Raw genomic sequence first — 16,174 nt, forward strand, 5'->3', positions numbered from 1 at the left:
TCGGGCTCGGCAATATGGGCCTCGGCATGGCGGCCAGCCTGGTGCGGGCCGGCTTCGGGGTCATCGGCACGGACCTGGACGAAGCGCGGCGCGCGCCGGCCGCGGCGGCGGGCGTGCGATTCATGGACAGCCTGGCCGGGGTCCTGCACGGCGCCGACGCGCTCGTCTTCTCGCTGCCCTATGCACGCGACGTGGAAGCGGCCGCGACCGCGCCTGGCGGCCTGCTGGACCGGCGCGACCGCAAAGTGATCGTGATCGATACCTCGACCTCCGACCCCGGTACCTCGCGCCGCCTGGCCGCCCGGCTCGGCGAAGCCGGGCACGGGCTGCTCGATGCTCCGGTCAGCGGCGGCCCCTCGGGTGCGGCGGCCGGCACCCTGACGATGATGATCGGCGGCAGCGAGGCCGACCTCGCCCTCGCGCAGCCGGTGGTCGCGGCACTCTCGGGTACGGCAATCCATGTCGGCCCGTCGGGCGCCGGGAACATCGCCAAGCTCGTCAACAACATGCTGGTCGCCGCGCATCTGATCACCACGGGCGAGGCTATGCGCCTCTCGGAGGCGGCGGGGCTGCCGGCCGAGGCCGTCCTGAAGGTGGTCAATGCCGCCACCGGCCGCAGTGCGATCAGCGAGGCCATGTACCCTCGCTGGGTCCTGCCTGGGAGCTTCGACAGCGGCTTCTCCGCCGGCTTGATGCGAAAGGACGTGGGTCTCGCCGCCGACCTGGCGCAGGAGACGGGAACGCGCCTGCCGCTTTCCGCCGAGGTCGCCCGCATCTGGCAGGCGACGCGCGACCGCATTGCCGACACCGACGATTTCACCCGGATGGCCGATCACCGCACGGACCGAACCACCTGAGGTGCACGGCATAGCCTGCCATCGCCGATGCGCGGAAGGCGCGCCCGGCCAGGGCATTGTCCGCTGGCCACCGAGGCCGGGATGCCGACCGACCCAGCGCCGCGTGCCTCGGCGGCGGATCGACCTGCGGCAAGATCCGCAGCCGCTGTGTTCCGGCCCGACCGCGGACCCGGCTGACCAGGCGCTTGGACATGATCCCTGACGCGCAACCGAATCCACGACACGGAACCACCACCATGAGCGAAGACCTCCTGGACAAGGGCAAGCAGATCAGGGCGGAGGTGATCGGCCAGGCGCGGCACGACGCGGCGATGGCCGGCGCCACCGGGTTCGACCTGCCGTTCCAGGAACTGGCGCTGCGGTATTGCTGGGGCGAGGTCTGGGGGCGTCCCGGCCTGAGCCGCAAGGCACGCAGCATGGTGAACCTCGGCATGCTCATCGCGCTCGGCAAGCCGAATGAGCTCAAGATCCATGTCCGGGGCGCGCTGACCAACGGCGTGACCAGGGACGAGATCCAGGAGATCTTCCTGCAGGCCTGCGTCTATTGCGGCGTGCCTGCCGCCGGGGAAGCCTTCCGTGTCGCAAGGGAGGTGTTCGAGGAGCCAGAGTTCTCCGCGACATAGCTGCGGCAGACAGTATCGGCTGAGGGAGGCGGGCCAACCCGGTGGTGGCGGCTTGTCGCATCCTGCCACCGCCTGACCTTGCGTCTGCTCCCCTGCTGCGCGCTGCGGTCAGAACCTGATGGTGAGTGCCGGGACGTAGCTGACGGCGGCGCGAAGCGCGAGCGCGATGAAGAAGAATGGCCAGGGCGCCTTCGTGGTCTCGGCCATGCTGCTGCCGGCAATGGTGGAGGAGATGAACAGCGTGGTCCCGACCGGTGGGGTGTCGAGTCCGATGTCCGGATTAATCACCGTGATCGGGCCGAGTTGCAGCGGGTCCAGCCCGATCATCGCCGCCAGCGTTCACCACCATCAGCACCAGGACCTTGGCGCCCTGCGCCGCCTCCGCGGCGGCGAGAGCTTGCCCTGCTGCCGGGCGCATGTCGAAGCCGCGCACCCGGTGTGCGCGCGCCACGAGGTTCCGGGCCATGGGCAGGCCCATGGCGCCGAGCCCGACGAAGCCGATCGTCACCATTCGTTTGTCTCCTCCCCGACCGGTGCCGGGCCGGCTACAGCCAACCCTTGATGCTTCGGACCATGGCCTCGGCCGAGATGCCGTAGCGGTCGTGCAGCGTCGGCAGCGCGCCGGCATTCAGGAAGGCGTCCGGCAGCGCAATCTGGCGGAAGCGGGCGGGATCACGCCCTCGCGCAGCAGCAGCGTCGCCACCGCCTCGCCCAGGCCTCCGATCTCGGTGTGGTTCTCCGCCACCACGACCATTCGGCCGGTGCGGCCGGCCTCCCGCAGGATGGCCTCCCGGTCCAGCGGCTTGATGGTCGGGACGTGCAGGATGGCGACCTCGACCTTATCGGCCTGCAGCAGCTTCGCCGTCTCCAGCGCCCGCATAGTCATGAAGCCGGAGGAGATGACCAGGGCATCTGCGCCGTCGCGCAGCAGCTTCGCCTTGCCCAGGTCGAAGCTGTAGTCGTACTCGTCCAGCACCATCGGCACGTTGCCGCGCAGGAGCCGCATGTAGACCGGGCCGTCATGCGCGGCGATCGCCGGCACCGCCTGATCGATGTCGAGCGCGTCGCAGAGATCGACGATGACTAGGTCCGGCATGCCGCGGAAGATCGCGATGTCCTCGGTCGCTTGGTGGCTCGGGCCATAGCCCGTGGTCAGGCCCGGCAGGGCGCAGCAGATCTTCACCGGCAGGCGCCATTGCGCTTGTTACCCGGCACCTGAAGCACAATCCCGCCGACCCGACCTGGTTCGACCGCGACCGCTTCGTACTCTAGGCCGGGCATGGCTCGATGCTGCTCTACGCCTTGCTGAATCTCACCGGCTATGCCGGGATGTCGATCGAGGCGCTGCAGCGCTTCCGCGCGCTCGGCGCGGCTTGCGAGGGCCATCCGGATACTGCCCGTCGCACGGGATCGAGGTGAGCACCGGCCCGCTTCCGTGCCGCCAACTGGCAGGTGCTGAAGGAGGACGCCATGATATCGAGGTGGTGGATGCCGCGCTGGCGCTGACCCGGCACGACCCGCGGCCGAGCTTCATCGCCTGCCGCACCTTGATCGGGCGGGGTATCCCGGGGATCGAGGACGCCCGCGCCGCGCATAGCGGCAGGCTGACCCGCGCGCTGACTGATGCGACGTGCGAGGCGCTCGACTGCCCGCACCCGGCTTTCACGGTGCCGAAGGAGTTCGCCGCGGCCTGGCGCGTGACCGGGCGCTGCAGCCTGCTGAAATACCGGGCTTGGCAGGCGCGGGTCGCCGCCCTGCCGCCGGAGCAGTGGCGCCGGGTGGACCGGCTGCGCGAGGGCCGCCTGCCCGAGGGCTGGCAGGAGGGCCTCCGCGCCTATGCGCGCGCGGGCGCCGAGCAGCGCCTGACCCAGCACGGCTGGAAGACCTGCGGCGAGATCGTCAAGCTTGCGGCGGCCGCGATCCCGGAGATGCTGGCCGGCGCCCCGGACCCGGAGGCGGCGACCCAGCACAAACGCCGCCTGCCGGCCTTCAGCGCGGCGGGCCCTACCTGCATTACGGCGTGCGGGAACACGCCATGGGCTCGATGCTGAACGGCATGGCGGCGATGATGGGTTTGCCGGTGCTGTTCGCTTTCACCCATGACAGCATCGGCATCGGCCGCAACCGGCCGACCCACTAGCCGGTCGAGTACCTGGCGGCCCTGCGCGACATCCCCAACCAGTTGGTCTTCCGCCCGGCCGATGCGGTGGAGGCGGCAGAGTGCTGGGAACTGGCGATTGCGCACCGCACGGGTCCCTCCTGCCTGATCTTCGCGCGGCAGCCGCAGGCGGCGGTGCGGCAGGAGGCGCCTGAGAACCGCAGCGCCCGCGGCGCCTATGTGCTCGCCGAGGCCGAGGGCGGGCCCCGCGCCGCCACCATCCTGGCCACCGGCACCGAGGTCGCGCTGGCGATGCAGGCGCGTGCGATGCTTGCGGCCGAGAGGATCGCCGTTGCCGTCGTCTCCATGCCCTGCTGGGCGCTGTTCGAGCAGCAGGACCGCGCCTCGCACAACGCGGTGCTCGGCACGGCGTCGCGCATCGGGGTAGAGGCCGCGGCGCGGCTCGGCTGTGATCGCTGGATCGGGCCGGAGGGCGCCTGCATCGGCATGTCGGGCTTCAGGGCCTTCGGCGCCGAGGATGATCTCTGGCGGCATTCCGGCATCACGGCGGGGGCGATCGCCGCCACGGTAAGGCGGCAGCAGGGTCTATCCTGAACGACACTCCCTGACCTGCGCCGGCGGCGACCTGCCGGGCCTGCGGAACGGGCACTGCCCGCGGCCTGGCCTCAAGCCGGCTGCATCGTTGCGGGCCGCAGCCGCCGCGCCAGCGGCGCGATCAGGTGTTCCACCGCCGGGATCAGCGCCGCGCCGACCACCAGCCCCATCGCGGCCGATCCCAGGGCGCCGACCAGCCAAGCCACCGCCAGGTCGAGCGCCGGCACCGCCCGGCCCGCCGCCGCGGCTGCCTCGTGCAGCAGATGCCCGGGCGCGGTGATGCCGTATTCCTCCAGCCCATGCAGCAGGATGCCGCCGCCGACCCAGAGCATGGCCGCGGTCCCGACCAGGCCCAGCAGCCTGAGCAGCACCGGCATCCCCACCACCAACCCACGGCCGAGCGCCCGGATCGGGGCCGGCCCGCCGCCGGCGGCCAGCGCCACCCCGGCATCGTCCGCCTTCACCAGCAGCGCCACTACCCCATAGACCCCGATGGTGATCCCGGTGCCGACCAGCGCCAGCACGGCGGCCTGGGTCCAGAAGGATGCGTCGGGCACGGTCGAGAGGATCAACGCCATGATCTCGGCCGAGAGAATGAAGTCGGTCTGGATCGCCGAGGCGATGCGCGCCCGCTCGAAGGCGGCCGGGTCCTGGCGCGCTGCGCCGGTCTTCGCCTCATGCGCATGGGCGGCATGCGGCCAGAGCGCCTCGTAGATCTTCTCCGCACCCTCGTAGCAGAGGAAGGCGCCACCCAGCATCAGCAACGGGGTGATGGCCCAGGGCGCGAAAAGGCTCAGGGCAAGCGCCGCCGGTAGCAGGAAGACCAGCTTGTTCCTCAGCGAGCCGAGGGCGATGCGCCAGACGATGGGCAGTTCGCGGCTGGCGGCGAAGCCCACGACGTAGCGCGGCGTGACCGCGGCATCGTCGATCACCACGCCCGCGGCCTTCACCCCGGCCCGTCCGGCCTGGGCAGCGACGTCGTCGAGCGAGGCGGCGGCGACCTTGGCCAGGGCGGCCACGTCGTCCAACAGGGCAATCAGGCCGGTGCTCAAGGCGGCGTCCTTCGGTGGCGGCGGCAGGCCGTTCCAACCGATGAGGCGTCGTTGCGTTCCGGCAGTCCTGGAAAGGTCCCAACCCGGCCCAGGCGGCGGCGGTCAGCCCGGCCGCCGGAACAGATAGCCCACCCGGTCGCGCCAGTCGTGCGCGCCGAGCACGTCCCGCGGCATTCGTGGAAGACGATGACGAAGGGATTGTGCAAGGGCGGCGGGTGGACCAGGCCACAGCGCAGCGGCACCGCGGCGTCCTCCGGCATGTAGGTGCCGAAGATCCGGTCCCAGAGCATCAGCACCCCGGCGTAGTTGCGGTCGAGGTCGGGCCCATTGCTGGCATGGTGGACCCGGTGTGCGGAGGGGGTGTTGAGAATGCCCTCGACCCAGCCGAGGCGGGGGACCATCGTGGTGTGCAGCCAGAATTGGCGGAGCAGGCTGGCGCTGACCATGCCGAAGGGCCAGGCAGGCGGAAAGCCGATTCAGACCAGCGGCAGGAAGAACAGCCAGCTGCGCGACAGGATCGGCGTCCAGTTCAGCCGGAAGGCCGCCGTCAGGGTCAGCCCCTCGGGCGAGTGGTGCACGCTGTGCGAGCCCCAGAGCAGCCGCACCTCATGCGCCATGCAGTGGTACCAGTAATAGGCGAAGTCGATCAGGAGGAAGAGCAGCAGGAGGTTCCTCCCATCGCTCATGTCGATCGAGGTTAGCCGCCAGTGCCACACCACCACCGCCAGCCCGCCGGTGATGACGGTGGCGGTGATGACAGCGGACAACAGGTGCCCGGCGGCGATGGCCAGCGACACCGCCCCGTCTCGCCAGGGGAAGCCGGCATGGCGCTGTCGACAGAGGATCGCCTCGGCGATGATCGTCAGGACCAGCGCCGGCAGAAGGGCCAGGACTCCGCCTGGCTCGCGGAAGATCTCCATCAGCGCAGCGCCTGCAGGCAAGCCCCGGCCGCCTCCGCCGTCGGCCGGGTTGCGGCGCGGTCGATCTTGCCGTGCATGACCATGGTGCGGACCCGGGTGGTCAGCAGGTCGCGGATCACAGTGTCGCGGCGGATCTCCGGCGCGGTAGCGCGATAGACCATCGCCGCACCGGGCGGCAGCTTTGCCGCGCAGGCGGTGCCGGAAGCCGGATCGGCCGAGGCGGTGCCCGGCAGAGCGAACAGTAGGGCGAGGGCGGGGAGGCGGCGCGGCGCGACGGGCAGGGCGTCCTCCGGCGCAGGGCGGCGGGGCCACGCCCCGGCACCAGCAGTAGGAGCAACTGTCCCTGTTCAGTCCCGACGGTGAACTCGCTTTGCCGCGAGCCGCTACCCCACCCGCAGCAGCGCCGGCCCGTTCACCCGCAGCCATTCGACCGCGGCGTCGCGGTGCGGCGTCAGCCGTTCCACCTGCGCCCAGAAGCGGGGGAGTGGTTGAGCTCCTTCAGATGAGCGACCTCATGCGCCACGACGTAGTCCAGCACCCAGTCGGGCGCCATTACCAGCCGCCAGGAGAAGGCGAGCGTCGCGTCCGGTGCGCAGGAGCCCCAGCGGCTGCGGGTGTCCTTCAGCCGGATCGCCTTCGGCGTTACGCCCAGCAGCGTGGCATGGCCGGTCGCCAGCACTCGGATGCGGCGCTGCGCCTCGGCCTTCAGGAAGGCGGCGATCTGGCGCGGCAGCGCCGCGGCCGGGCCGCCGGCGATCATCGCGCCGGCCGCCAACTGCACGCCCGGCTTGGCTGCGGGGTCGTGCCGGATGACATGCGGCAGGCCGCCGAGCCGCAATCTGGACCCAGGTTCAAAGGCGATGTGCGGGGCGAGCGCCGCCAGCTTCTCCCGCACCCAGGCGGCATGGGTGTTTAGCAGCGCCATCCCGGCTCGGCGGTTGGCCCTCGGTGGCAGGGTCACCACCACCGCCCCGGCCCGGGCATCAATCCGCAGGCTGACCCGGCGGGCGCGGGCAGACCGGCGCCAGCGCACCGGGCAGGCCATAGTCTCCGGTGGCGTTCCGGCTGGTTGGCAACCGTCCAGCGCGACGGTCTCCGCTTCGGTCTGGTCCATACCCCCACCATGCGGCGGCGGAGGGGTCGGGTTCAACGGCTTGACACGCCTCGTTGCGGAACAGCCGGGCAACCGCGGCGGGAGCGGCGGCCGGAAAAGATCGGCCGGGCGCCATTTGCCCGCGAAGTGCGCATTTTCGCGAACGTCGCGGGCCGGGCCGGCAACCCCACGCTTAGCCCGGCAGCGCCTTCAGCTCGGTCTCGACGAAGCTGAGCGGCGCCGTCCCGGCGTTGACCACGTTGTGCTCCACCCCGGCATCCCGGGAATAGGCCACCCCCGCGGCCAGGCTGGCGGTCATGGTCTGGCCGCCCGGCAGTTCCAGCAGCAGGGTGCCGTCGGTCACCGGGACCACCACGTACAACCAGCCATGCCGGTGCCAGCCGGTCTCCGCGCCGGGATTGAAGTCCCAGCGGGTGACGCGGACATGCTCGTTGTCCAGCTGGACGGTGCCGGTGGCGGGCTTGCGGCAGCGCAGCGGCTCGGCGAAGGGTGGCTCGCTCATTCCGCCGCCTTCGCCGCGGCGAAGCCGGGCAGGGGCAGGGCGCCGGCGGCGCCCCAGGCGGCCCAGATCGCCTCGGCCTGCGCCGCGGTCAGCTTCATGTGCGGCGGGCGGATGGTGCGCCAGTTGTCGTCACCGGTGGACCGGGCGATGATCTCGCGCAGGCCGGGGATCAGCGGGACGGAGGTCGCCGCCTTCCGGGTGGCGCTCAGCATGGCCTGCGCCGCGTCGGCCTCGGCGCCCGTGCGCTTGGCATAAACTATGCCGCCCCAATGGCTGTTGCCGTTGGAGGCCGCGGTGATGCAGCCGGCGCCGCCCTCCGCCAGGATCTTCTGAAGGTATTCGTCGGAGCCCGAATAGACCTCGAACCCGTCCTTGGCGAAGTGGTCGACCATCGCCTTCATGTTGGCGTAGTCGCCGCTGCTGTCCTTCGAGCCCTTCACCACGCCAGGATAGGCCTTCAGCAGCCGGCCGATCAGGTCGATGCTGAACGGGACCGCCGATTGCTGCGGGAAGTTGTACAGGTACAGGGCGATGCCGCCGCCGACCCGCTGGATGACCTCCGAGAAATAGGCGAAGAGCCCGTCATCCGACGGCGCCTTGTAGTAGAAGGGCGGCAGCAGCAGCACGCCGCGGCAGCCCTGCGCCTTCGCGTGAAGGGTCAGCTCCACCGTATCGGCCAGGCTGGCGCAGCCGGTCCCCGGCATCATGGTGGCGGCGGGGACGCCATGCGCGATCAGCCCCTCAAGGATCGCCTTGCGCTCATGCAGGCCGAAGCTGTTGGCCTCCCCGGTGGTGCCGAGCACGCCGAGCCCGTTGCAGCCATTGGCCAGCAGCCACTTGGCATGCCCCGCCATGCGCGCCGGATCGGGCGAGAGGTCGGGCTTCATGGCGGTCAGGACGGCGGCGTTCACGCCGCCGAAGAGCGCGTTCTTCATGGGTCCTCGGGTCCTTCGGGCTTGTCGGTCGATGGGGGTGCGGGCGGCCTGGCGCGCTTGCCGCGGGGCGGCTGGCCGGGCCAGCGGACGATGTGGTCCTCGAATGCGCCGGCATCGCGTTCGCGGATCGCCTTGCCGCGGACCGAGACTCCGGCCTGGTGCACCGTCTCCGGATCGCCGGAGACCAGCGGGTGCCACCATTCGAGGTCCTTGCCCTCGGCGACCAGGCGGTAGCCGCAGGTCGGCGGCAGCCAGTCGATCCGCTTGAGCCGCTTCGGCGTCAGCTTGACGCAATCGGGCACCCATTGGCGGCGGTTCTCGTAGTCGGCACAGCGGCTGGTCTCGATGGTCAGCAGCCGGCAGGCGACATTGGTGAAGGCCAACTCGTCCGTCTCGTCGTCACGCAGCTTGTGCAGGCAGCAGCGGCCGCAGCCGTCGCAGAGGGATTCCCACTCGGCCCGGCTCATCGCCTCGAGCGTCTTGGTCTTCCAGAAGGGGTCTTGGGATGCCACGCCCCCAGCCTAGCCCCGATGGCGGGGCGGCGGAACTCCCGGCGGCTTGGCTACTGCCGCGCGCCGAAGCGCATCAGCGCCGCCCGCAGCGGGTCGGCGCCGGGATTGTGCACCTGCATCGCCACGACGACCTGCCGCGGCGAGGCCTCCTGGCCGTAATAGGCGCGGTTCCAGGCGCTGCGGTTGGTCAGCACGGAGCCTTCCAGCGCCAGACCGGCGAAGAGCCCACGCGCCCGGGCGAAGGTGAGGATATCGGCGCCGCCCGCCGCGGTGGTCGAGCCCTCGAGACCCGCGCCCATGGTGGCGACGGCGACCGAAGCATCGGCGCCGAGCTTGAACTGGCTGTCCAGCAGCGCGGTGAGGCCGGCATCCGACATCACCAGCATCAGCACCTGCATGTCCTGCACACCAGATTGCAGACCGAGGCTGCCGGAGGCGAGGCCGTAGAAGGCCGGGGAGGACCAGGAGTTGGCGGCGTCGCGCGCCACCAAGACGCAGCCGCCGCCCTCGCCGCCCAGGATGAAGCCGGCGCGGAAGATGCGCGGGCAGACCAACACGGCCCGGGCGCGGCGCAGCATGCGCTGCATGTCGGCCACCGCTGCAGCCTCGCCGGTGGTGAACATCTCCTGCACTGCCAGCGTGCTGTTGTCGACGAGGGACTGCGCATCTCCGCGGTCGTCGGCCCGCGCCGGCAGCACCGCCGCCAGCAGCAGCGCCAAGCCGGCGAGCAGGCCGCGCATCAGCGGAGCGGCGGCAGGGTGGATTGCTGCACCGGGCCGCTGCCGAGCGCATTGCCCGGGGTGAAGCCGGCCGGATTGCCGCTGGCCGGGGGCGGGGCTACCGCCGCGGCCGCGCCGCCGCCCGCGCCGAAGCGCATCAGCGCCGCGCGTAGCGGGTCGGCGCCCGGATTATGCGCCCGCATCGCCACAACGATCTCGCGCGGCCCGACTTCCTGCCGGTAATAGTTGCGGTTCCACTCGCTGCGGGCCGAGAGCAGCGAGCCTTCAAGCGTCAGCCCGGCGAAGAGGCCGCGCGCACGGGCGAAGGCGACGATGTCGCCGCCGACCGCGGCGGTGGTGGCGCCGGAGACCGAACCGCCGAGCGTGGCGACCGCCAACGAGGCATCGGCGCCGAGCTTCATCTGGCTGTCGAGCATGGCGTTCAGCGCGCGGTCGTTCATGATCAGCATCAGGATCTGCAGGTCCTGGATGCCGGCCTGCAGGCCGAAGCTGCCGGAGCCCAGCGTATAGAAGGCCGGCGAGGACCAGGAGCCCGCGGCATCGCGGCCGAGCAGCACGCAGCCTCCGCCTTCCCCGCCGAAGAAGAAGCCGGCGCGGAAGATGCGTGGGCAGACCATGGCGGCGCGGGCCCGGCGCAGCAGGGCCTGGGCGTTCAGCTTGTCATTGCCCTCGCCCAGGATCTCCTGGACCGAGAGGGTGGCGCGATCGACGAGCGCCTGTTCCTCCCCCACACCTGGCGTGCCGGAACAACCGGCAAGGGTCGCCAAAGCGAGGCCCAGCGCCGCAATCCGACCCGCGAAAGGTCGCCGCGTCATGAGATGCCGCATGAAGCCCCCTGCCAAACCCTGGATTGCCGTGAGATTACTGGGTTAGATCATGGCTGTCCAAGGGCGGAATGCCCGCGCTTCCGGCATTCGTTGCGCTTTTCGGTGCCAGCCGCGGCGCCCGCGATCAATCCCGCGGCATCACTCCCAGTCGGGCGGGCTCCAGGGTTCCTCGTTCACCGACCAGATCCGCCAGTCCGAGCCGATCTTTTCCAGCCGCGTCAGGCCGAGATTGCGAATGGAAAAGCCAGTGCCTGGTGGCCGGTCAGCCCCAGCGCATGGGCCAGCGCCGCCCGGATCGAGCCGCCATGCGCGACGATGACGACATCCTGCCCGGCATGGCGATCGGCGATCTGCTCCAGCGCCGCGCCGACCCGGACCTGGACCTGGGCAAAGCTCTCGCCGCCGGGCGGCTGTTCCTCGGCGGCGTGCGGCCAGAAGGGATGCGGCGGGTGCCGTAGCCGCTCGACCAGCGCCTCATGCGGGATGCCCTGCCATTCGCCGAGGAACTGCTCGGCCAGGTCGGGCTCGGTGGCCAGAGGCTGGTCCGGGTAGCCGGCGGCGAAGATGGCTTCGGCCGTCGCCCGGGTGCGGGCCAGATTGGTGCAGATCCAGGCGGCCGGCCGCGGCAGGCGGAAGGCCAGCCAGCGGTACAGCGCCGCCTCGTCCCGCAGCGCGAGGTCGCAGAGGGCGACATCCATGCTGCCGTAGAAGGTCGCGCGGGCCGAAGGCTCGACCAGTGCGTGGCGGATGAGGAAGAGGCGGGTGGGGTCAGGCACCCGCCTCGTTTAGGGCCTGGCCCAGAGGTCGGGAAGGCCCGCTCAGGCGATGGTCAGGATGAAATCCGTCGCGGCGAGGCAATGGATGCCCACGAGCTCGATCTCGCCCGAAGGGCCGGCCGGAACCTCGGGCGAGGCATCGGGCGCCGGGCTCCCCAAGGGGGCGGTGAACTGGACGATGGTGCGGTCACCCTCGATCTCGTAGCGGATCTGCGGCGCGAAGATCGCCTGGAACGGCTCGGTGCCGATGAAGACCGGCGTGACCGCTCCCGGCAGCCCAGCGAAATTCCAGTAGTGCGACAGATCGAGCCGATCCTCACCCTGATGGAAGTCGAGCACGATGTCGCGCCTGCCCGGCCCGATGCCGGTATCGAGGCTGAGGGTGAAGCTGAAAGGCTCGACCGACCGGCCGAACAGGAACACGTCCGGCCCGTGGCCGCCGACCAGCCTATCCGCGCCGACGCCGCCGACGAGGGTATCGGCGCCTTCGCCGCCGCTCAGCCGGTCATTGCCGCCCGCACCATAGATCACGTCGTCGCCCGCGCCGCCAAAGAGCCGGTCGGGCCCGTCGGCCGCGTTGACGACGCCGCTGCCGGAGGGACTGCCGCCGAAAGTGCCGTATCCGCGGATCGTGTCATTGCCCGGGCCGCCACGGACGGTGTCGGCGCCGAAGCCGGCATAGATATTGTCGTCGCCGCTGCCGGCCCAGATCAGGTTGTTGCCCGGCGTGCCGCCCTGGGCGGCCGGCCCGGGGCCGAAGCCCGGCTCGTTGGCCGGGTCGAAGGGCTGGATGGGGTAGTTGTCGCCGGCGATGGTGTCATTGCCCTTGCCGGCGATGATGACGTCGTTCCCGTCCCGGCCGAGCAGCAGGTCGTCGCCGCCGAGGCCAAGGACGATATCGGCGCCGGCGCCACCCTGCAGCGTCTCGGCGCCGGTGGTTCCAATGCTGATGACCATGCGCGCATGCCTCCCGCGGGAGCGTCAGTTTGCCCCGTGCCGGGAAAACGCCGCAGCCGGCTGGTTGCTGCGGCCACCAGGAGCATCCGCGGCGGAGGCGGGACAGGTCGCGGCGATGGCGGTAGCCTCCCGCGCAGGAGGCCCGCAGCATGACCCAAACCCTCTCTCCCATCGGCGGCCGCGCCGCCTGGACTGGCGCCGACCTCGCCCGCGACCCGTCCTGGATCATGGCGCTGCCGGAATCGGCGGCCGCCGAGATCGACGCGGCGCTGGCCGGGCTCGGCGACCGTGTCCCGCCGCGCTTCGATGCGCGGCACTTCCCGGTGCCCGAGACCGCGAGCTTCCTCGCCGCAGTGGCGCGGGAGCTGGAAGAGGGGCGCGGCCTGGTGCGGCTCACCGGGCTCGACCCGGCGCGCTATTCGGCGGCCGACCTCAAGCGGGTCTTCTGGGGGCTGATGTGCCATATCGGCACGCCGCTGCCGCAGAACACCACCGGCGAGATCCTGGCCGAGGTGAAGGATGAGACCGGCACCGGCGCCGCCGTCTCCGCCGGCACCGCGCGGGCGCGCAGCCGGTCCACCGGGCCGCTGCGCTGGCATACCGACAAATGCGACCTGCTGAGCCTGCTCTGCGCCTCGAACGGGATCGAAGGCGGCGTCTCCCGCATCGTCTCGACCGTGGCGATCCAGGATGCGATGGCCGCGCGCTGCCCCGAGCTGCTGGCGGTGCTCTACGAGGATTTCTGGCGCGCCCGCCCGGCCGACGAGGAGGGCGAGGGGATGGCCGCGCGCCCCTTCCCCATGCCGGTCTTCGCCCGTGGCCCGGGCGGCGACTTCACCAGCCAGTACAGCCGCACCTATGTGGAACTCGCGCAAGGCCAGCCTGGCGTGCCGCCGCTGACCGCGCAGCAGGTGGCGGCGATGGACATGCTGGCGGCGGTGGCCGAGGAGCTGTGCATCGAGATGCCCTTCGCACCGGGCCAGATCCAGCTGATGAACCAGCACGTCACCTATCACGGCCGCACGGCCTATGCGGATGGCGCGGGCGGCCGGCGCAACCTGCTGCGCATCTGGCTGGCCAGCCCGCTGAGCAGGGCGCTGCCGGCCGGGCATGCGGGGCAATGGGGCGACGTGCGGGCCGGCGCGCTGCGCGGCGGCGCGGTGCCGGGGCGGAGCGCGCTCGCGGCTTAGGAAGGTTGGGGAGGGAACAGGTATCCCCTCCCCAAACCCAGCCTTTCCCTTTTGAGTGTCTGCACTCGTCACGCGGAGGGTGTCAGACTCCCAAAAATCGACGAGGAGGGCTTGGGGAGAATCGTTCTCCCCCGGGGCCTGCCTTACTCCACTGGCACCAGCCGCGTGACCCGGCTCGGCACCTGCTCCGCCAGGTAGATCACGCCGCTCCGCACATCACGCCACATGCCATGCGCGCCGTTCAGCACCGGGCGGCAGCGGCCGAGCAGCCTGCCGTTGCCGTCGAACCAGGACAGCCGCGGCACCTGATCGGTCACGTAGAAGCTACCCTCCGGCCCGCCATGCACGTCCATCGGCTTGTGCAGGTCGAGGATGTCGCGAAGATGCCTGCCCTCCGCCGTGAAAACCTGCACCCGGTTGTTCTCGCGGTCCGCCACCAGCACGCGGCCGTCCGGCAGCACCCAGACCGAATGCGGGGTGCTGAACTCGCCGCCGCGGCGGCCGGGGCCGCCAAAGGCATCCAGGTATTCGCCCCGCGCGCCGAAGCGGTGCACCAGCGAGATTGCCATAGCCATCGGCGACGTAGATCGTGCCGTCCGGCGCGAAGGCGATGTCGCAGGGAGCGTTGAAGGGTTCCCCGGTGCGTGCCGCCGGCCGAGCGCGCCCAACCGTAGCCCGTCCGAGGTGAAGATCGTCACCTCGTGCGCGTCGCGGTCGACGACGAAGACCCGCCCGTCCGGGTGGACATTGGCCATGTGCCCGTCCGCCACCGATTCACCCCAGGCGGCGAGGCGAGTGCCGTCCGGCGAGAGCACGACGATGCCGGGGAAGGGCGGATCCATCGAAGGATCCGTGCGGAACTGGACATAGACCCGGCCGGCGGCGTCGCAGGCAATGTCGGTGATGCGCCCCGCACCTTCGGGCAGGTCGCCCCAGGGCCGCTCGACACGGTAGCGCTGTGGCCCGAGGGCCACCCGCAGGGTTTCTCCTGGCATGACGCGGCCTCGGCTCAATGACGCAACGATGCGGCCTGCGGGCGCCCGGGGCAAGCCATGGCGCTACTCGTTCAATCCCTTACCGGGATAGGGATGCGTCGCCACCCAGTGCCTAGCGATGTCGACGCGGCGGGTGATCCAGACATCCTTCCGCTGCATCATGTAGTCCAGCAGCCGCTGCAGCCCGGCGGCGCGGGCGGGGTGGCCGATGAGGCGCATGTGCAGCCCGACCGACATCATCTTCGGCTGCGTCGCGCCCTCGGCATACAGCATGTCGAAGGCGTCGCGGATGAAGGAGAACCACTGGTCGGCGGTGCCCATCCAGCCCGCATACTTGCCGTCGTTGTTCACCAGCGAATAGGGCACGACGAGCTGCGGCTTGCCGTCCACCGTCAGCCAGAAGGGCAGCTCGTCCCCGTAATAGTCGCTGTCGTAAAGGAAGCCGCCGTGTTCCATGACCAGGCGGCGGGTGTTCTCGCTGGGCCCGTAGCGGCAGTACCAGCCTTCCGGCTTGCGGCCGATGGTGCGCTCGATGCTGGCAACGGCGCGGGCGATGTGCTCGCGCTCCTCCGCCTCGGACAGTTCGAAATGCTTCACCCAGCGCCAGCCATGCGAGCAGATGTCGTAGCCGGCGGCGCGGATCGCCGCGGCGGCTTCCGGGTTGGCTTCCAGTGCCAGGGCGCAGCCGAAGATGGTGAGCGGCAGGCCGCGCTCCTGGAAGAGCCGGTGCAGCCGCCAGAAGCCAACGCGGGAGCCGTATTCGAACATCCCCTCGGCGGCCAGGTCGCGGCCGGACTTCAGCTGGTTCAGCCCGTGCGATTCGGTCAGCCCGGTCTCGGTGACGCCATCCCCCAAAGCAAAGGATGGCTCCGAGCCTTCCTCGTAGTTGATGACGAAGTTGACCGCGAGGCGCGCGCCGCCCGGCCAGCGCGGGTCGGGCGGGTTGGCACCGTAGCCGCGGAAGTCCCGCTTCACCTCATACGGCATCGGGAACCTCCACGCTGAATTCTGGGGACCTCGACGAACTCCTCGTCCCCCCGCGTGCCGTCGCGCCACATGAAAATGACGAAGCGCGCCTCCCGGTCCAGCACGGTGAAGGGATGGTGCCAGACATCGGCGCCGTAGGTCACGCCCTGGTCGGGACGGCAGAGGAAGGCCCGGGCCCGCGCCATGTCCGGTCCCCCACCCGCGGCATGCGGCGCGACGATCGCCAGCCAGCGGCCGGATTCCTGCGGCACGAAGGACTGCGAGGAGGACCTGTGCCGCTCCATCGTGGTCGAGCGCAGCGGCAGCGCCGTCAGCGGCGGCTTGACTGTGAGGGAGATGCTGCCGCGCGCCCTGGGCCGCAGGTTCGCCAGCGCGTCCTCGAAATAGGTGCGGCCGGGCAGGGCCGGGCATTCGATGACCTCGCCATAGGGCAGGAAGGCGGCGGAGGTCAGCGGTTCGGCTTTCAGGTACATG

General features: G+C 70.9%; 21 protein-coding genes and 2 pseudogenes. 6 read left to right on the forward strand and 17 right to left on the reverse strand.

Annotated features, from left to right (window positions below; genetic code table 11):
- The first annotated feature begins 26 nt into the window (after positions 1-26).
- Together ACQ86J_RS23105 and ACQ86J_RS23110 are read left to right on the forward strand one after the other, a co-directional pair.
- Complete coding sequence (locus ACQ86J_RS23105; RefSeq protein WP_431267367.1) at positions 27-857, forward strand: NAD(P)-dependent oxidoreductase; 831 nt, start codon at positions 27-29, stop codon at positions 855-857.
- Between the two features lie 236 nt (positions 858-1,093).
- Positions 1,094-1,480, forward strand: a complete 387-nt coding sequence (locus ACQ86J_RS23110) for a carboxymuconolactone decarboxylase family protein (RefSeq protein WP_431267368.1) — start codon at positions 1,094-1,096, stop codon at positions 1,478-1,480.
- A 108-nt stretch (positions 1,481-1,588) separates the two neighbouring features.
- Here ACQ86J_RS23110 and ACQ86J_RS23115 read toward each other — a convergent pair whose 3' ends face one another.
- The 3 genes from ACQ86J_RS23115 to ACQ86J_RS23125 form a co-directional block, all read right to left on the reverse strand.
- Positions 1,589-1,807, reverse strand: coding sequence for a TRAP transporter large permease subunit (locus tag ACQ86J_RS23115; protein WP_431267369.1), 219 nt, complete (start codon positions 1,805-1,807; stop codon positions 1,589-1,591).
- Positions 1,761-1,991 (reverse strand): NAD(P)-binding domain-containing protein, encoded by a 231-nt coding sequence (locus ACQ86J_RS23120; protein WP_431267370.1) that lies wholly within the window; start codon positions 1,989-1,991, stop codon positions 1,761-1,763. Before ACQ86J_RS23120 ends, ACQ86J_RS23115 begins: the two co-directional genes overlap by 47 nt.
- 117 nt (positions 1,992-2,108) lie before the next feature.
- Positions 2,109-2,663 (reverse strand): transketolase family protein, encoded by a 555-nt coding sequence (locus ACQ86J_RS23125; protein WP_431267371.1) that lies wholly within the window; start codon positions 2,661-2,663, stop codon positions 2,109-2,111.
- A gap of 32 nt (positions 2,664-2,695) precedes the next feature.
- Here ACQ86J_RS23125 and ACQ86J_RS23130 point away from each other — a divergent pair.
- The 3 genes and pseudogenes from ACQ86J_RS23130 (at position 2,696) to ACQ86J_RS23140 (ending at position 4,193) form a co-directional block, all read left to right on the forward strand.
- Positions 2,696-2,899 (forward strand): annotated as a pseudogene (locus ACQ86J_RS23130) (hypothetical protein).
- Positions 2,896-3,531: a hypothetical protein gene (locus tag ACQ86J_RS23135; RefSeq protein ID WP_431267372.1), complete on the forward strand. Its 636-nt coding sequence runs from the start codon at positions 2,896-2,898 to the stop codon at positions 3,529-3,531. Before ACQ86J_RS23130 ends, ACQ86J_RS23135 begins: the two are co-directional and overlap by 4 nt.
- Before the next feature lie 131 nt (positions 3,532-3,662).
- A complete protein-coding gene (locus ACQ86J_RS23140; RefSeq protein WP_431267373.1) occupies positions 3,663-4,193 on the forward strand; it encodes a transketolase-like TK C-terminal-containing protein in 531 nt (176 codons plus the stop codon).
- Positions 4,194-4,264: 71 nt separating this feature from the next.
- Here the strand turns inward: ACQ86J_RS23140 and ACQ86J_RS23145 are convergent, their stop codons facing one another.
- From ACQ86J_RS23145 to ACQ86J_RS23195, 11 genes and pseudogenes are all read right to left on the reverse strand, one after another.
- Positions 4,265-5,245, reverse strand: a complete 981-nt coding sequence (locus tag ACQ86J_RS23145; protein WP_431267374.1) for a DUF808 domain-containing protein — start codon at positions 5,243-5,245, stop codon at positions 4,265-4,267.
- Positions 5,242-6,165, reverse strand: a pseudogene (locus ACQ86J_RS23150) (sterol desaturase family protein). The gene ACQ86J_RS23145 and the pseudogene ACQ86J_RS23150 overlap by 4 nt, the downstream one beginning before the upstream one ends.
- Positions 6,165-6,326, reverse strand: coding sequence for a hypothetical protein (locus tag ACQ86J_RS23155; RefSeq protein ID WP_431267375.1), 162 nt, complete (start codon positions 6,324-6,326; stop codon positions 6,165-6,167). Before ACQ86J_RS23155 ends, ACQ86J_RS23150 begins: the two are co-directional and overlap by 1 nt.
- 290 nt (positions 6,327-6,616) lie before the next feature.
- Positions 6,617-7,279, reverse strand: a complete 663-nt coding sequence (locus tag ACQ86J_RS23160; RefSeq protein ID WP_431267376.1) for a M48 family metallopeptidase — start codon at positions 7,277-7,279, stop codon at positions 6,617-6,619.
- A gap of 172 nt (positions 7,280-7,451) precedes the next feature.
- Positions 7,452-7,781, reverse strand: coding sequence for a cupin domain-containing protein (locus ACQ86J_RS23165; RefSeq protein ID WP_431267377.1), 330 nt, complete (start codon positions 7,779-7,781; stop codon positions 7,452-7,454).
- Positions 7,778-8,716: a dihydrodipicolinate synthase family protein gene (locus ACQ86J_RS23170; protein ID WP_431267378.1), complete on the reverse strand. Its 939-nt coding sequence runs from the start codon at positions 8,714-8,716 to the stop codon at positions 7,778-7,780. Before ACQ86J_RS23170 ends, ACQ86J_RS23165 begins: the two co-directional genes overlap by 4 nt.
- Positions 8,713-9,228 carry a YcgN family cysteine cluster protein gene (locus ACQ86J_RS23175; RefSeq protein ID WP_431267379.1) on the reverse strand — a complete coding sequence of 172 codons (516 nt, stop codon included), beginning with the start codon at positions 9,226-9,228 and terminating at the stop codon, positions 8,713-8,715. Before ACQ86J_RS23175 ends, ACQ86J_RS23170 begins: the two co-directional genes overlap by 4 nt.
- A gap of 50 nt (positions 9,229-9,278) precedes the next feature.
- A complete protein-coding gene (locus tag ACQ86J_RS23180) occupies positions 9,279-9,968 on the reverse strand; it encodes a lipid-binding SYLF domain-containing protein (protein WP_431267380.1) in 690 nt (229 codons plus the stop codon).
- Positions 9,968-10,735, reverse strand: coding sequence for a lipid-binding SYLF domain-containing protein (locus ACQ86J_RS23185; protein WP_431267381.1), 768 nt, complete (start codon positions 10,733-10,735; stop codon positions 9,968-9,970). Before ACQ86J_RS23185 ends, ACQ86J_RS23180 begins: the two co-directional genes overlap by 1 nt.
- Positions 10,736-11,013: 278 nt before the next feature.
- Positions 11,014-11,571: a histidine phosphatase family protein gene (locus ACQ86J_RS23190; protein ID WP_431267382.1), complete on the reverse strand. Its 558-nt coding sequence runs from the start codon at positions 11,569-11,571 to the stop codon at positions 11,014-11,016.
- Positions 11,572-11,613: 42 nt separating this feature from the next.
- The gene (locus ACQ86J_RS23195) at positions 11,614-12,528 is read right to left on the reverse strand and encodes a calcium-binding protein (protein WP_431267383.1); all 915 of its coding nucleotides are present in this window, start codon (positions 12,526-12,528) and stop codon (positions 11,614-11,616) included.
- Between the two features lie 149 nt (positions 12,529-12,677).
- On the opposite strand from ACQ86J_RS23195, the gene ACQ86J_RS23200 reads away from it, so the two are divergent.
- Entirely contained in the window at positions 12,678-13,718 is a 1,041-nt protein-coding gene (locus tag ACQ86J_RS23200; protein WP_431267384.1) for a TauD/TfdA family dioxygenase, read from the forward strand.
- 143 nt (positions 13,719-13,861) lie between these two features.
- Here the strand turns inward: ACQ86J_RS23200 and ACQ86J_RS23205 are convergent, their stop codons facing one another.
- The 3 genes from ACQ86J_RS23205 to ACQ86J_RS23215 all read right to left on the reverse strand — a co-directional run bounded on the left by ACQ86J_RS23205 (position 13,862) and on the right by ACQ86J_RS23215 (position 16,173).
- Complete coding sequence (locus ACQ86J_RS23205; RefSeq protein ID WP_431267385.1) at positions 13,862-14,692, reverse strand: peptidase; 831 nt, start codon at positions 14,690-14,692, stop codon at positions 13,862-13,864.
- Between the two features lie 84 nt (positions 14,693-14,776).
- Positions 14,777-15,700, reverse strand: a complete 924-nt coding sequence (locus ACQ86J_RS23210; protein WP_431267386.1) for an allantoinase PuuE — start codon at positions 15,698-15,700, stop codon at positions 14,777-14,779.
- On the reverse strand, positions 15,685-16,173 hold the full coding sequence (locus tag ACQ86J_RS23215; RefSeq protein WP_431267387.1) for an ureidoglycolate lyase: 489 nt from the start codon (positions 16,171-16,173) through the stop codon (positions 15,685-15,687). Before ACQ86J_RS23215 ends, ACQ86J_RS23210 begins: the two co-directional genes overlap by 16 nt.
- Position 16,174 lies beyond the last annotated feature (1 nt).

Source organism: Dankookia sp. P2, from assembly GCF_050632255.1.
GTDB lineage: Bacteria > Pseudomonadota > Alphaproteobacteria > Acetobacterales > Acetobacteraceae > Paracraurococcus.

Bases quoted from the DNA above. Each gene is read 5' to 3' on its own strand.
- ACQ86J_RS23105 (WP_431267367.1), top strand. From the start codon at position 27: ATGGCGGCCAGCCTGGTGCGGGCCGGCTTCGGGGTCATCGGCACGGAC.
- ACQ86J_RS23110 (WP_431267368.1), top strand. From the start codon at position 1,094: ATGAGCGAAGACCTCCTGGACAAGGGCAAGCAGATCAGGGCGGAGGTG.
- ACQ86J_RS23115 (WP_431267369.1), bottom strand. From the start codon at position 1,807: ATGATCGGGCTGGACCCGCTGCAACTCGGCCCGATCACGGTGATTAAT.
- ACQ86J_RS23120 (WP_431267370.1), bottom strand. From the start codon at position 1,991: ATGGTGACGATCGGCTTCGTCGGGCTCGGCGCCATGGGCCTGCCCATG.
- ACQ86J_RS23155 (WP_431267375.1), bottom strand. From the start codon at position 6,326: ATGGTCTATCGCGCTACCGCGCCGGAGATCCGCCGCGACACTGTGATC.
- ACQ86J_RS23160 (WP_431267376.1), bottom strand. From the start codon at position 7,279: ATGGACCAGACCGAAGCGGAGACCGTCGCGCTGGACGGTTGCCAACCA.
- ACQ86J_RS23165 (WP_431267377.1), bottom strand. From the start codon at position 7,781: ATGAGCGAGCCACCCTTCGCCGAGCCGCTGCGCTGCCGCAAGCCCGCC.
- ACQ86J_RS23170 (WP_431267378.1), bottom strand. From the start codon at position 8,716: ATGAAGAACGCGCTCTTCGGCGGCGTGAACGCCGCCGTCCTGACCGCC.
- ACQ86J_RS23180 (WP_431267380.1), bottom strand. From the start codon at position 9,968: ATGCGCGGCCTGCTCGCCGGCTTGGCGCTGCTGCTGGCGGCGGTGCTG.
- ACQ86J_RS23195 (WP_431267383.1), bottom strand. From the start codon at position 12,528: ATGGTCATCAGCATTGGAACCACCGGCGCCGAGACGCTGCAGGGTGGC.
- ACQ86J_RS23200 (WP_431267384.1), top strand. From the start codon at position 12,678: ATGACCCAAACCCTCTCTCCCATCGGCGGCCGCGCCGCCTGGACTGGC.
- ACQ86J_RS23210 (WP_431267386.1), bottom strand. From the start codon at position 15,700: ATGCCGTATGAGGTGAAGCGGGACTTCCGCGGCTACGGTGCCAACCCG.
- ACQ86J_RS23215 (WP_431267387.1), bottom strand. From the start codon at position 16,173: ATGTACCTGAAAGCCGAACCGCTGACCTCCGCCGCCTTCCTGCCCTAT.